The organism is Pseudomonas sp. GW822-FHT04C11, from assembly GCF_058800905.1.
Genome location: NZ_JBXAMS010000018.1, coordinates 149,231 through 163,413, shown reverse-complemented (window position 1 = coordinate 163,413; position 14,183 = coordinate 149,231). Strand labels below are relative to the sequence as shown.

At 60.3% G+C, this 14,183-nt stretch carries 10 protein-coding genes; 9 read left to right on the top strand and 1 reads right to left on the bottom strand.

The genetic code is table 11. The annotated features are described in order from the left end of the window. The coding region (locus tag AC1RJ3_RS24915) for a retention module-containing protein (RefSeq protein ID WP_493081052.1) at positions 1-2,202 on the bottom strand (2,202 nt) is incomplete at its 3' end. A 354-nt stretch (positions 2,203-2,556) separates the two neighbouring features. Between AC1RJ3_RS24915 and AC1RJ3_RS24910 the strand changes: the two genes are divergently transcribed. The 9 genes from AC1RJ3_RS24910 (at position 2,557) to AC1RJ3_RS24870 (ending at position 14,161) form a co-directional block, all read left to right on the top strand. After that, positions 2,557-3,909 carry a TolC family outer membrane protein gene (locus AC1RJ3_RS24910; protein ID WP_103319979.1) on the top strand — a complete coding sequence of 451 codons (1,353 nt, stop codon included), beginning with the start codon at positions 2,557-2,559 and terminating at the stop codon, positions 3,907-3,909. A gap of 37 nt (positions 3,910-3,946) precedes the next feature. Further along, on the top strand, positions 3,947-6,103 hold the full coding sequence (locus AC1RJ3_RS24905) for a type I secretion system permease/ATPase (protein ID WP_347928541.1): 2,157 nt from the start codon (positions 3,947-3,949) through the stop codon (positions 6,101-6,103). Then, positions 6,093-7,460 (top strand): HlyD family type I secretion periplasmic adaptor subunit, encoded by a 1,368-nt coding sequence (locus AC1RJ3_RS24900; RefSeq protein WP_103319975.1) that lies wholly within the window; start codon positions 6,093-6,095, stop codon positions 7,458-7,460. Before AC1RJ3_RS24905 ends, AC1RJ3_RS24900 begins: the two co-directional genes overlap by 11 nt. A 320-nt stretch (positions 7,461-7,780) precedes the next feature. Further along, positions 7,781-8,677 carry a TauD/TfdA dioxygenase family protein gene (locus tag AC1RJ3_RS24895; protein ID WP_493081049.1) on the top strand — a complete coding sequence of 299 codons (897 nt, stop codon included), beginning with the start codon at positions 7,781-7,783 and terminating at the stop codon, positions 8,675-8,677. A gap of 26 nt (positions 8,678-8,703) precedes the next feature. Beyond that, positions 8,704-9,729 (top strand): ABC transporter substrate-binding protein, encoded by a 1,026-nt coding sequence (locus AC1RJ3_RS24890; RefSeq protein WP_493081047.1) that lies wholly within the window; start codon positions 8,704-8,706, stop codon positions 9,727-9,729. Positions 9,730-9,734: 5 nt separating this feature from the next. Further along, entirely contained in the window at positions 9,735-10,595 is an 861-nt protein-coding gene (locus AC1RJ3_RS24885; RefSeq protein WP_347928544.1) for an ABC transporter ATP-binding protein, read from the top strand. A 19-nt stretch (positions 10,596-10,614) separates the two neighbouring features. Further along, entirely contained in the window at positions 10,615-11,481 is an 867-nt protein-coding gene (locus AC1RJ3_RS24880; RefSeq protein ID WP_347928545.1) for an ABC transporter permease, read from the top strand. 77 nt (positions 11,482-11,558) lie between these two features. Then, positions 11,559-12,479, top strand: a complete 921-nt coding sequence (locus AC1RJ3_RS24875; RefSeq protein WP_493081044.1) for a LysR family transcriptional regulator — start codon at positions 11,559-11,561, stop codon at positions 12,477-12,479. Between the two features lie 143 nt (positions 12,480-12,622). Further along, the gene (locus AC1RJ3_RS24870) at positions 12,623-14,161 is read left to right on the top strand and encodes an MFS transporter (RefSeq protein WP_493081042.1); all 1,539 of its coding nucleotides are present in this window, start codon (positions 12,623-12,625) and stop codon (positions 14,159-14,161) included. Positions 14,162-14,183: the final 22 nt, after the last annotated feature.

Sequence of the window (14,183 nt, the reverse complement as noted above, 5' to 3'; positions counted from 1 at the left end):
TACGTCGTTGGCCGGGGTGTCGACCACCACGGAACCAGTGGTTTTGCCGGCTTCGATGTTGATCACCGCGCCGTTCGACAGAGTCACGCTCATCGCGGTGCCGGCTGGATTGCTCAGCGTCGCGGTGTAAGTGATCTGGCCACCTTCGGTAATGGTGCTGTCGGCAGTGAGCGTCAGTCCGGTGTTATCGATCGAATCGGTGATCGTCGTAACGGCCGGGGTGGTGCTTGGGGTCAACTGCTCGAAATTGCCACCCGTGGTGCTCTCGATGGTGGTGCTGACGGTGCTGCCGTTTTTGTAGACGTCGTTGGCCGGGGTGTCGACCACCACGGAACCAGTGGTTTTGCCGGCTTCGATGTTGATCACCGCGCCGTTCGACAGCGTGACGGTCATCGGCGTGCCGGCCGGATTGCTCAGCGTCGCGGTGTAGGTGATCTGTCCGCCTTCGGTAATGGTGTTGTCGGCAGTGAGCGTCAGCCCGGTGTTGTCGATCGAGTCGGTGATGGTGGTGACCGCCGGCGTCGTGCTCGGGGTCAGCTGCTCGAAGTTGCCGCCCGTGGTGCTCTCGATGGTGGTGCTGACGGTGCTGCCGTTTTTGTAAACGTCATTCGCCGGGGTATCGACCACCACGCTGCCGGTGGTTTTGCCGGCCTCGATGTTGATCACCGCGCCGTTCGACAGCGTGACAGTCATCGGCGTGCCGGCCGGGTTGGTCAGGGTGGCGGTGTAGGTGATCTGGCCGCCTTCAACCACCGAACCGGTCGCCGTCAGGCTCAGGCCGGTATTGTCGATCGAGTCGGTGATCGTCGTCACGGCTGGGGTGGTGCTTGGGGTCAACTGTTCGAAGTTGCCGCCCGTGGTGCTTTCGATGGTGGTGCTGACGGTGCTGCCGTTTTTGTAAACGTCATTGGCTGGGGTATCAACCACCACCGAACCGCTGGTTTTACCGGCTTCGATGTTGATCACCGCGCCGTTCGACAGGGTCACGCTCATCGGCGTGCCGGCCGGATTGCTCAGGGTCGCGGTGTAGGTGATCTGGCCGCCTTCGGTGACCGAACCGGTCGCCGTCAGGCTCAGCCCGGTGTTGTCGATCGAATCGGTGATCGTGGTAACGGCTGGCGTGGTGCTTGGCACCAGGTTTTCAAAGTTGCCGCCGGTAGCCCCGGTGATGGTGGTGCTGACCGTGCTGCCGTTTTTGTAAACATCGTTCGCCGGGGTGTCGACGTTCACCGTACCGGTGGTTTTGCCGGCTTCGATGGTGATGGTCGAGCCGTTGGACAGGGTCACGGTGACCGGCGTTTGCGCCGGGTTGGTCAAGGTTGCGGTGTAGGTGATCTGACCGCCTTCGGTGATGGTCGAGCCTGCCGTCAGGGTGACGGTGGTGGTATCAATCGTGTCAGTGACCTGTGTGACGGCGGGCGTCGGATCGACGGTCAGCACCAGGCCGCCACCACCGGTGGTGCCGGTGACATTGACGGTGATCTGGTGCGGGTCGTTGTAGACACTGTCATTCGGTGCCAGCGGAACATTGACGCTACCACTGACCTGGCCGGCCGGGATGACGATGACCGAGCCATTGGACAGGGTGATGCTCAGGTCAGTCAGCGGCGCCCGGGTGACGTTTGCGGTGTAAACCAGCACACCACCGGCTTCGGTGATGGTCGATGTAGCACTGAGGCTCAGGGTCGAGCCAACCAGCACGTTGGTGCCGTTATTGGTGTTCTGGCCACCGGTAGTGACGTCGACGGCGGAAGTGGTTGCGCCAATGCCTGCGGTCGGAAAACCAATGGTCGGGGCTACGCGGGCAGCTGTTTCGTCCAGTGCCACGAAGCTGTGGCCTCCGCCGGCAGCACCCGTGCCTGTTGCAGTCGGGCCTGCGGCGGCGGCTTCTATATCAGTGGTCGGGTCGACGCCCGCGAGGATGGCTTGTTGCAGTTCTGCTACCGAAGGCGCGGCTTGCGCAGTGGCTTGTGCCAAGTCAGTGCTGGAGTCCGGAGCGCTGCCGCTCCACTGGGTATCACGGCCCAGGTCCAACGTGCGACCGTCGGCCAGTTCAAGCGTCACCGCGCCCGTCGGACCGGTATCGAGCTGGTCACCCGTGAACAGTCGGTCACCCTCAATCAGCACACGTCTGATGCCTTCCGGGGACACCGCGAAAACTTGACCAACAATGCTTTTGACGATGGCAACAACACTGCTCATTGAGGACTCTCCAAGTGTTCCGTTCAGTAGGCTTCCATAGACCTGAAGAGGCCGTCTGCCAATTCAGTCTGGACGTACTTTCAAAGTGGGGCGCATTAATTTGACGCTACCGCGTCAATAATTTGGCTGGTTTTTTTCGCGATTAACTTTGTGCCAAACTATTGACCTTCTGGGTGCCATCCTAAACAATCGCCCCGGTAATGTCACATTGATATTTGTGTGACGACCTGCCGGCAGCGTGTGACCCAGTTCTGATTTTTAACTTTCCGACATACGGTCATTTCGGTTGCCATTTTCCGTCGCAGCACTGCGATCTGCTGTGATTTGAGACAAGAAGTCCAGGGAAATTCTTATATGCGCTCACACCTGTTCAAGGCTCTACCATTTGTTCTTGCTGCCAGTTTTGTACAAGCTCAAACCCTGCCTCAAGCCATGCAACAAGCACTGGATGTCCACCCGGAAATCCAGGCTGGCGTGAACAGTCGCCTTTCCGCGGACTATCAGCTCAGAGCCGCCCAGGGTGGCTACTTGCCAAAGGTCGATCTGCTAGGGGGGTATGGTCGTGAAGGCACTGACAACCCGACCACTCGTGCTGGCGCCGGCAACAATCATTGGGAAACCTTGAACCGCGGCGAGTCGAGCGTGCGTTTGCAGCAGATGGTTTTTGACGGTTTTGCGACATCCAGCGAAGTCGGGCGTCAACAAGCCACCGTCAACTCCCGCGCCTATTCATTGCTGGGGACTTCCGAGCGCACGGCACTGACTGTGGCCCAAGTTTACCTCGACGTGCTGACCCGTCGCGAGTTCGTGCGCTTGGCCGAAGAGAACCTGAAGAGCCACGAACGGATTTTTGACCAGATCAAACTGCGCACCTCACGTGGCGTGGGCAGCGGTGCCGACCTCGATCAGGCCGAAGCGCGTATGGCCCAGGCCCGCAACAACCTGATCACTGAGCAGACCAATCTTGCGGACGCCGAGACCAACTTCCTCAGCGCCGTGGGTCAGATGCCCGATCAACTGGAGCGTCCGGCACCCTTCCTTGCGTTGCTGCCGGCGAACCTGAATGAAGCCCGCCAGCAAATGCTCGAAAACAGCCCGGTACTGCGTTCCGCCGAGTCCGATATTGCCGCGGCCGAGAAGCAGTACGATGCTGCCAAGTCGACGTTCTACCCACGTTTCGATGCCGAACTGGGCCGCACCGCCGACAATAATCTGGATGGTGCGGTTGGTCATAACAATGAATGGCAGGCCATGCTGCGCATGCGCTTCAACCTGTATTCCGGCGGCAGCAACAAAGCTGATCTGGAATCCAAGTCCTATCTGTCGAACCAGGCGCTGGATATCCGCAACAACGCCTTGCGCGTGTTGAACGAAGAGTTGGGCCTGGCATGGAATGCCCTGAACAACGCCAACGCCCAAGTGCCGATCGCTCAGCAATATGTTGATCGCAGCAGTGCCGTGCGCACCGCGTATCAGCAACAGTTCAGTTTGGGTCAACGTACTTTGCTCGACTTGCTCGACAGCGAGAACGAACTGTTTACCGCTTCCCGTCGTCTGGCGGATATCAAAAACATTCAGTTATTTACTCAATATCGAATCAAGGCGACCATGGGCGAATTGCTCAAAAGTCAGGGTGTAGTTGCACCCATGGCTTCCGTCGTGTCGAACGATGTGAAGACCAAGGTCCAACTGCCCGGTATGAATTGAGCAGATCCTTCTAGTTAGTTAGCCAAGAGTGCCAAGCGTGGAATCAGAAGCCAGTCGAGTTCATCTCCGTCATGATCCACGCGCGTTGCACGACGATCCGTTACTGGACGGCCTGCTAGCCCTCTGCACGCTGCACCAGAAACCGGCGAGCGCGGCGATGCTGACCACCGGTCTGCCATTGCCCAAGCAGCGCCTGAGTGTCGAGTTGCTCCCGCGTGCGGCGGCCCGCGCCGGCCTGCAAGGGCGGGTGCTGCAACGCAAGCTGGCGCAAATTCCGGCGATTGCCATGCCGGCACTGTTGCTGCTCAAGGATGGTCGCAGTGCCGTGCTGCTGGGCTGGCTCGGCGATGACCAGGCGCGTCTGCTGCTCAGTGAAAGCGATGGCGGTGAAGTTCACGTCAGCCGCGAACTGCTGGCTGACGATTACACCGGGCAAGCATTTTTCGCCCAGCCTCAACATAAATTCGATGTGAACCACGGCACGCTGATCCCGCGTGCGCGCTCCTGGTTCCGCGATACCCTCAAGCGCTCGCGCTGGCTGTATGCCGACGCCATCGCCGCGAGTTTCCTGATCAACATCATCGCCATGGCCGCGCCGCTGTTCGTGATGAACGTCTACGACCGCGTGGTACCGAACCAGGCCGAAGCGACCCTGTGGGTGCTGGCTCTCGGCATCACCGGGGCTTACCTGTTCGACTTGGTCCTTAAAAGCCTGCGTAGTCTGTGCCTGGACCTGGCCGGCAAAAAAACCGACCTGATCATTTCCGCGACGCTGTTCGAGCGGATCGTCGGCATGGCCATGAAGTACCGTCCGGCGCGGGTCGGCAGCTTCGCCCAGAACATCCACGAGTTTCAGAGCCTGCGCGACTTCCTCGCCTCGCTGACCCTGACCAGCTTGATCGACCTGCCGTTCACCTTGCTGATTTTCCTGGTGATCGCCCTGCTGGGCGGGCACCTGGTGTGGATTCCGGTGCTGGCGTTCCCGATTGCCCTGCTGATCGGCTACGCCTTGCAGAAGCCGCTGGTGGCGACCATGGAGCGAACCATGGCGCTGGGGGCCGAGCGTCAGTCGAGCCTGATTGAAACCCTCGCCGGGCTTGATGCGGTGAAGGTCAACAACGCTGAAAGCGAACGTCAGTACCAGTGGGAGCAGACTATCGGCACCCTCAGCCGCCTTGAGCTGCGGGTGAAGATGCTTTCCGGCCTGGCGATGAACATCACCCTGCTGATCCAGCAACTGGCCGGGGTGATCATGATCGTCTTCGGGGTTTATCAGATCATTGCCGGCAACCTCAGCATGGGCGGCCTGATCGCCTGCTACATGCTCAGTGGTCGGGCCCTCAGCCCGCTGGCGTCGTTGTCCGGTCTGCTGACCCGTTATCAGCAGGCGCGGGTCACCATGACCTCGGTCGACCAGATGATGGAACTGCCGCAAGAGCGCAACTTCGAAGAGCGCCCGCTGAGCCGCAAAGTCCTGCAGGGTGGCATCGAGTGTCGTCAGTTGAACTTCACCTACCCGGGTCAGCAGAATCCGGCGCTGAAGAACATCAACCTGATCATCAAGCCGGGTGAAAAGATCGGCATCATCGGCCGCAGCGGCTCGGGCAAGAGCTCGCTGGCCAAACTGCTGGTCGGCCTGTATCAGCCGGACGATGGTGCGTTGCTGGTGGATGGCGTGGATATCCGGCAGATCGATGTCAGCGAATTGCGCCACAACATCGGCTATGTACCGCAGGACATCCAATTACTCGCCGGTACGTTGCGCGACAACCTGGTGTCCGGCGCCCGCTACATGGAAGACGAACTTGTTCTGCAGGCCGCTGAACTGGCCGGCGTGCATGAGTTCGCCCGTTTGCACCCGCAAGGTTACGAGTTGCAAGTCGGCGAACGCGGGCAAAACCTTTCCGGCGGTCAGCGTCAGAACGTGGCCCTGGCTCGTGCTCTGCTGCTCAATCCGCCGATCCTGCTGCTCGACGAACCGACCAGCGCCATGGATAACACCGGTGAAGAACGCTTGAAACAACGCCTGCAAGCCGTTGTAGAGAACAAGACCGTGGTGCTGGTGACGCACCGGGCTTCGTTGTTGTCGTTGGTCGATCGGTTGCTGGTGATCGATCGCGGGCAAATATTGGCTGATGGTCCAAAAGCCTCGGTGATGGAAGCGTTGAAGAAGGGGCAGATCAGTGTTGCTTAAGTCCGGAATGCGCGACTCGATCCGCCGCTACTTCAAAGGCTCAGAATCGCTGCAAGGCCAACCCTTGCCCGAGGTGAACAAGGCGCTGATCGAAGACGCCCCGCGGGTGGTCCGCTTGACCATCTGGGCCATCATCGGCTTCTTTCTGTTCCTGCTGCTGTGGGCCAACTTTGCGGTGATCGATGAGGTCACCAAAGGCGATGGCAAGGCGATTCCATCCTCCAAACTTCAGAAAATCCAGAACCTGGAGGGCGGTATCGTCGCAGAACTCTTCGTTCGCGAAGGGCAAATCGTCGAAGCCGGTGCGCCGTTGATTCGTCTGGATGACACGCGCTTTCAGTCCAACGTCGGCGAAACCGAAGCCGACCGTTTGTCGATGTTGCTGCGTGTAGAACGCTTGAGCGCGGAAGTCGACGACCGCCCGCTGAGCTTTCCTGACGACGCAATGAAAGCTGTGCCCGGTCAGGCCGCCAGCGAAAAATCACTCTATGAGAGCCGTCGCCAGCAACTGCACGATGAAGTCGGCGGCCTGCAGGAGCAACTAATCCAGAAACAACAGGAGCTGCGCGAATTCACCTCCAAGCAGGCGCAGTACCGCAGCGGTCTGGCGTTGCAACGTCAGGAAATCAACATGTCGGAGCCGCTGGTGGCTCAGGGCGCGGTGTCGCCGGTGGAAGTGCTGCGACTCAAGCGTGCCGAAGTCGAAACCCGTGGCCAACTGGACGCTACCACCCTGGCGATCCCGCGTGCCGAGTCGGCAATCAAGGAAGTGCAGCGCAAGATCGACGAGACCCGTGGCAAGTTCCGCAGTGAGGCGCTGACCCAGCTCAACGAGGCCCGTACCGACCTGAACAAGGCGAAGGCGACCGGCAAGGCGCTGGAAGACCGCGTCAGCCGGACGCTGGTGACCTCGCCGGTGCGCGGTATCGTCAAGCAGCTGCTGGTCAACACCATCGGTGGCGTGATCCAGCCCGGCAGTGACATGGTCGAAATCGTGCCGCTGGACGACACCCTGCTGGTGGAAGCGAAGATCCGTCCGCAAGACATCGCGTTTTTGCACCCGGGCCAGGAAGCCATCGTCAAGTTCACGGCCTATGACTACACCATCTATGGCGGGCTGAAAGCCAAGCTGGAGCAGATCGGCGCCGACACCATCACCGATGAAGACAAGAAAACCACCTACTACATGATCAAGCTGCGCACCGAGCGCAGCCACCTGGGCACCGACGAAAAACCCTTGCTGATCATTCCGGGCATGGTCGCCTCGGTGGACATCATCACCGGCAAGAAGACCATTCTCAGCTACCTGCTCAAGCCGATCATCAAGGCGCGGGCAGAGGCGCTACACGAGCGCTAGTCTCTGGTGGGCCGATGGCCCCATCGCGGGCAAGCCTTGCTCCTACAGAGGATCTGCACCGAACCACAATTACGTGGTCGATACAGAGTATTTGTAGGAGCAAGGCTTGCCCGCGATGACGGCCTGAGCAGCGACGCATTTCAAAAGCCATATCGTTATTCGTTAACGGTATTTAAATACTCGTTCTTATATCTATAAAGTCAAACCCCTGCGTACCCACCGACTAATCGGCGTGCCGCACGAAATGAACCCACACGGGACCTCCGTGAGTTTCTGATCGACGCGCACGCCATTGGGCGTGCTCTGCGTGGGAGAGATGTATGCCTGTACTGTCCGCTTCGCCCAGCGCCGCGACCCTCGCGCCGCAATTGTTCGAGATCCGCCCGTTCAGTGGGGCTGTCGGTGCCGAAATCATCGGCCTGAACCTCGCCTTGCCCATCAACGATCAGGACTTCGCACGCATCCACCGCGCGCACCTGGATCACCATGTCGTGGTGTTCCGAAACCAGCGCATCAGCCCCGAACAACAGATCGCCTTCAGCCGCCGTTTTGGCGTGTTGCAGATCCATGTGCTCAAGCAATTTCTGCTGGCCCATCACCCGGAAATCCTCATCGTTTCCAACATCATCGAAAACGGCCAGGCTATCGGCCTCGGTGACGCCGGCAAGTTCTGGCACTCCGACCTGTCCTATAAAGAACTGCCGAGCCTGGGCTCGATGCTCCATGCCCAGGAGCTGCCATCCGAAGGTGGCGACACACTGTTCGCCGACCAGCACAAAGCCTGGGACACCCTGCCCGATGCGTTGCGCAAGGCGGTTGAAGGACGCTCTGCCGCGCACTCCTATACCGCGCGTTACAGCGAGAACAAATTCGAAGGCAACTGGCGCCCGACCCTGACCCCGGAGCAACTCGCTCAGGTCAACGAAGTGGTGCATCCGGTGGTTCGCACTCACCCGGAAAACGGTCGCAAGGCACTGTTCGTCAGCGAGGGTTTCACCACCCGCATTGTCGGTTTACCGGAAGACGAAAGCCGGCAACTGCTGGCCGAGCTCTACGCCCACAGCGTGTTGCCGGAAAACATCTACCGCCATCAGTGGCAGCCTCACGACCTGGTGTTCTGGGATAACCGCTCGCTGATTCACCTGGCCGCCGGTTGCCCGAGCCATCTGCGCCGCAAGCTCTACCGCACCACCATTCAGGGCGACGCGCCTTTCTGATCGGCTGCATTTCGGAGATACCTGCCATGTCCAAACGTATTCCATTCGCGCCGCTGGCCGCCGCCATCGGTCTGGGTTTCAGCCTGCTCGCCGGCAGTCTGGTCGCACCGACTGTGGCGCACGCCGAAGGCGAAATTCGCATCGCCGAGCAGTTCGGCATCGTTTACCTGCTGCTCAACGTGGTCCGCGACCAGCACCTGATCGAGAAGCACGGCAAGGAAGAGGGCATCGACATCAAGGTCGACTGGACCCAGCTCTCCGGCGGCGCGGCCGTCAACGATGCGTTGCTCTCAGGGTCCATCGACATTGCCGGTGCTGGCGTTGGCCCGTTGCTGACCATCTGGGACCGCACTCACGGCAAGCAGAACGTCAAAGCGGTCGCCTCGCTCGGCAACTTCCCGTATTACCTGGTGAGCAACAATCCGAAGGTCAAAACCATCGCCGACTTCACCGAGCAGGACCGTATCGCGGTGCCGGCGGTCGGGGTTTCCGTACAGTCGCGATTCCTCCAGTACGCGGCGGCCAAGCAGTGGGGTGACAAGGAGTTCAATCGCCTCGACAAGTACACCATCGCTGTCCCGCACCCGGACGCCACGGCTGCGTTGATCGCTGGCGGCACTGAACTGACCGGGCACTTCTCCAATCCGCCGTTCCAGGATCAGGCACTGGAAAACCCCAACGTCCATGTCGTGCTCAATACCTACGACTTGCTGGGCCCGAATTCGCCGACCGTGTTGTTCACCACTGAGAAGTTTCGCAACGAGAACCCGAAAACCTACAAGGCCTTCATCGAAGCCCTGACCGAAGCTGCTGAATTTGCCCAGAACGACAAGGGCGCAGCGGCGGACACTTACCTGAGGGTGACCAAAGCTAAAATCGACCGCGCCGCGCTGCTGAAAATCATCGACAACCCGCAGTTCGAATTCAGCGTCACGCCGAAAAATACATATCCGCTGGCTGAGTTCCTCTACCGCGTCGGCGCGATCAAGAACAAACCGGACTCGTGGAAGGACTACTTCTTCCAGGACGCCAAACCGCTGCAAGGGAGCTGATTGCCATGAACGCTCGCTTGCAAGGCCACGCGGCCAGCAGCTCGACCGCCAGCACCCAGGCGTTGCTCGCGGTCGATCACGTCAGCCTCGAATACCGCACGCCGCAACGGGTGGTGCGGGCAACACATCAGGTCAGTTTCGAGGTCGATCCCGCCGATCGTTTTGTGTTGCTCGGCCCCTCCGGCTGCGGCAAGTCGACCTTGCTCAAGGCCGTCGCGGGGTTCATCCAGCCCTGTGAAGGGCAAATCCGCCTGCAAGGTCAGGCTGTCAGTGCGCCGGGGCCTGACCGGATTGTGGTGTTTCAGGAGTTCGATCAACTGCCACCGTGGAAAACCGTCAAACAGAACGTAATGTTCCCGCTGCTGGCCTCGCAAACCCTCAAGCGTCGCGAGGCTGAAGAACGGGCGTTGCACTACCTCGACAAGGTCGGGCTGGCGGCGTTTGCCGATGCCTATCCACATACCTTGTCCGGTGGCATGAAGGCGCGGGTGGCGATTGCCCGGGCCTTGGCCATGCAGCCGAAAATCCTGCTGATGGATGAACCATTCGCCGCGCTCGACGCGCTGACCCGACGCAAGATGCAGGAGGAATTATTGCTGCTCTGGGAGGAGGTGCGTTTCACCCTGTTGTTCGTCACCCACTCCATCGAAGAGGCGCTGGTGGTGGGTAACCGGATCCTGTTGCTGTCGCCTCATCCCGGTCGGGTGCGGGCGGAAATCCACAGTCATCAATACGATTTGCAGAGCCTTGGCGGCGTGGCGTTTCAGCAGTCGGCACGACGCATTCATCGGTTGCTGTTCGATGAAGGCCAGTCTGCCGAGAGCGATCACGAACTGGATTTCAACGATATCCGCATCGCTTATTGAGCGGCTGGAGGAGTGCCCGATGAGCCATTCATCACCTGCGCGACAAGAATATGAAGTTGAGTTGCAACCCTTGTTAAGCGTTGCGCTGGAGCGCGAATTGCCCCTTGGCCAGCGCCTCTGGCAGCAGGGCTGGTTGCGTAAAGGCCTGATCCTGATTCTGCTGGCGGTGCTCTGGGAGGCCATCGCCCGCTATCAAGACAATGACCTGTTGCTGCCGAGCTTCCTGCAAACTGGCCATGCGCTGTACGACGGGTTGCTCAGCGGAGAGTTGCTGGGCAAGGTCGGGATTTCGCTGGTGGTGCTGCTCAAGGGGTATCTGGTCGGTATCGTCCTGGCGTTTGCCCTGACCACGCTGGCCGTGTCGACCCAGTTCGGCCGCGACCTGCTGAGCACCCTGACCTCGATGTTCAACCCATTGCCGGCGATTGCCTTGTTGCCGTTGGCACTGCTGTGGTTCGGGTTGGGGCAGAACAGCCTGATTTTCGTGCTGGTGCATTCGGTGCTCTGGGCACTGGCCCTGAACACTTATGCGGGATTTCTCGGGGTCTCGGAAACCTTGCGCATGGCCGGCCGAAACTACGGCTTGAGGGGGATCCGGTTTGTGCTGTTCATCCTGATTCCCGCCGCGCTGCCGTCGATCCTTGCCGGGCTGAAAATCGGCTGGGCCTTCGCCTGGCGCACGCTGATCGCCGCCGAGCTGGTGTTCGGCGCCACCAGCGGCAAGGGTGGCCTGGGCTGGTACATCTTCCAGAACCGCAACGAGTTGTACACCGACAAGGTGTTCGCCGGGTTGGCGGTGGTGATCCTCATCGGTTTGCTGGTGGAGAACCTGGTGTTCGACACTCTGGAGCGAATCACGGTGAAGCGCTGGGGAATGCAGCGCTAGGCTTCTGGTTCTGTGGTGATAGGGATGTTTGCTAGGATTGCGCCTGAATCAATTCTGATCAGCGATGAGTGCTCAGCATGCAACTCCCGGACATGAACCTGTTGGTCGCCCTCGACGCCTTGCTCGACGAGGGCAGTGTGGTAGGCGCGGCGCGGCGGATGAACCTCAGCCCGGCGGCGATGAGCAGGACCCTGACCCGCGTTCGCGAAGCGCTCGGTGATCCGATTCTGGTACGTGCCGGTCGCGGGTTGGTGCCGACGCCCAAGGCGCTGGAGTTGCGCAGCCAGGTACGCGATGTAGTGGAACAGGCGGCGTTGCTCTTTCGTTCGGCGGACAAGGTGGATTTGCGCACCCTACGCCGACGTTTCAACGTGCGCGCCAACGACTTTTTCATCGGGGTCTACGGCGGCCGGTTGATCGACACGCTGAACCGTCAGGCACCGCATTGCGAGTTGCGCTTTGTGCCGCTGGGCGATGGTGACGATGAGGCGCTGCGCGAAGGGCGGATTGATCTGATGGTCAGCAACACGCGCCCGCGAACGCCGGAAGTTAAGGTCCAGAATCTGTTTGCCACGCATTTTGTCGGTCTGGTACGTGAAGGTCACCCACTGCTTGAAGGCGAAATCACTGCAGAGCGTTTCGCCGGGTTTTCGCACATTTCCATGTCTCGTCGCGGTATTGCCCGAGGGCCGATCGATACGGCGCTCAACGGTTTGGGGCTGGAGCGTCGCGTGGCCTTGATCGCTCCCAGCTTTCACGCGGCGATGTTCGTGCTGCCAGACTCCGATCTGATTCTGCCGGTTCCCAAAGAGGCATTGCTCAGCGTGGCCCGACTTGGGTTGCGGCTGAGCTCCTTTACTTTGCCGATCCCGCTGCCAACCTTGATGCTGACACAGGCCTGGCACCCGCGTTACGACAAGGACCCGGCCCACCGCTGGCTGCGCGAAACCTTGAAAACCAGTTGTGATGAGACATGGCTGGTGGCGCAGCCGTCCTGACAGCAGCAGACTACTTTTGTGGCGAGGGAGCCTCGCGATTCGTGTGTCTGGCGCACTTATAACCTGTCGATAAGTCAGTTTTCGTCAGCTGTCTGCGTTCATAAACTGCCCCGGTATTCCTGTAATCCGGAGCTGTACTGAACATGACCTCCCTCGCTGTCCCCGCAACACTCGAAGCGGCCAGCAAATCTTCCGTCGGTACTCCACCGATCTTCGGTCCACGCATCATCATCGGTCTGGTCGGTGTGTTGTTGGCGGTGCTGGTGTCGGGCCTGAACGACATGGTAACCAAGCTCGCCCTGGCTGACATTCGCGGTGCCTTGGCCATTGGTTACGACGAAGGCACCTGGCTCGTCGCCAGCTACACCGCGACCTCCGTGGCGGCGATGGCGTTTGCGCCCTGGTGTTCGGTGACCTTTTCACTGCGGCGTTTCACCCTGTGCGCTATCAGCCTGTTCACTGTACTCGGTGTGCTGAGTCCCTTCGCGCCGAACTATGAAAGCCTGCTGCTGATGCGCACCTTGCAAGGCCTGGCGGGTGGGGCGTTGCCGCCGATGTTGATGACCGTCGCCCTGCGGTTTTTGCCGGCCAACCTGAAACTCTATGGGCTGGCCGGCTATGCCCTGACGGCGACGTTCGGCCCCGGACTGGGCACGCCGCTGGCGGGTTTGTGGACGGAGTACCTGAGTTGGCGCTGGACCTTCTGGCAAATCATTGCGCCGAGCCTGCTGGCGATGGTCGCAGTGGCGTATGGATTGCCACAGGATCCGCTGCGTCTGGAGCGCCTGAAACAGTTCAACTGGCGTGGCCTGCTGCTGGGTTTCCCGGCCATCTGCATGCTGGTGATCGGGATCTTGCAGGGCAATCGCCTGGACTGGTTCGAGTCGAGCCTGATCGGTTGGCTGCTCGGTGGCGGGCTGTTGTTGCTGGTGCTGTTTCTGGTCAACGAATGGTCGCAACCGGTGCCGTTCTTCAAATTGCAGATGCTCGGCATCCGCAACCTGTCATTCGCCCTGTTGACGTTGGCCGGGGTGCTGGTGGTGTTGCTGGCGGTGATCATCATCCCGTCGAGTTACCTGGCGCAGGTTCAAGGCTATCGGCCGATTCAGACCGCCCCGGTAATGCTGCTGATGGCCGTCCCGCAACTGATTGCGCTGCCGCTGGTGGCGGCGCTGTGCAACGTGCGCTGGGTCGATTGCCGTTGGGTACTGGGCATCGGTTTGAGCCTGTTGGCGCTGTCCTGCATCGGCGGTTCGCAGCTGACGTCGGCGTGGATTCGCGATGACTTCTACGGGCTGCAATTGCTGCAGATTTTCGGCCAGCCGATGGCGGTGCTGCCGTTGTTGATGCTCGCGACCGGCAGCATCAGTCCGCAGGAGGGGCCGTTTGCGTCGGCTTGGTTCAACACCGTAAAAGGCCTCGCGGCGGTGATCGCCACTGGTGTGCTGGATGCGCTGACCACGGTTCGCCTGCATTTCCACTCAACGGTGCTGGTCGACAACCTCGGCAACTCACCGCTGGCCGACAGCGACAGCGCGGGTCTCGCGCATCGGTTGCACCAGCAAGCGGTGGTGCTGACCTCGTCAGACTTGTACCTGTGTATGGCCGGGATCGCGCTGGCGCTGATCCTGCTGATTTTCTGGCTGCCGACGCGGATCTATCCGCCGCGCGCGCCGACGTGAACGCTTACTGAAACAGAAGGTT